Origin of the sequence: Gordonia sp. SCSIO 19800 (assembly GCF_018132775.1) — a bacterium.
In the GTDB taxonomy this organism is placed as follows: Bacteria; Actinomycetota; Actinomycetes; order Mycobacteriales; family Mycobacteriaceae; genus Gordonia; species Gordonia hongkongensis.
Map to the genome: position 1 here is coordinate 1 of NZ_JAGRQM010000070.1, position 527 is coordinate 527.

Below are 527 nucleotides of genomic sequence, written 5' to 3' on the forward strand. Positions count from 1 at the left end.
GCTAGTGTTCTGAGTCATTAATTCGTGTGCAGTAGTGGGCGATGGAGTCGAGGATCTGGTCAGCGGTCTTGACCCACACGTAGGGGCGGGGGTTGTCGTTCCAGGTCTCGATCCATGCTCTGATGTCGGCGTTGAGCGCTCTCACGGTGCGGTGGGGGGAGCGTTGGAGCTTCTTGGTGGTCAGTTCGGCGAACCAGCGTTCGACGAGGTTCATCCAGGATGAGCTCGTCGGGGTGAAGTGGACAACGAATCGTGGGTGCGAGGTCAGCCATCGTTTGACCGCGGGCGTCTTGTGGGTAGAGGCGTTGTCCATGACCAGGTGGACGTCGAGCTCGTCGGGCACCTCGGCGTCGATCTTGCGGAGAAACCCGATGAATTCTGTTGCCCGATGCCGTGAGTGAAGCGAACCGATCACTTTTCCCGACGCGATGTCCAACGCCGCGTACAGACTGGAGGTGCCGTTGCGCACATAGTCGTGGCTGGCCCGTTGCGGGGTGCCCGGGAGCATGGGAAAGATCGGCTGGGTG

At 60.9% G+C, this 527-nt stretch carries 1 protein-coding gene; it reads right to left on the bottom strand.

Annotated features, from left to right (window positions below):
• Window position 1 precedes the first annotated feature (1 nt).
• A partial coding sequence (locus KB201_RS24705) for an IS630 family transposase (protein WP_211540922.1) occupies window positions 2–527 on the bottom strand: 526 nt, incomplete at its 5' end.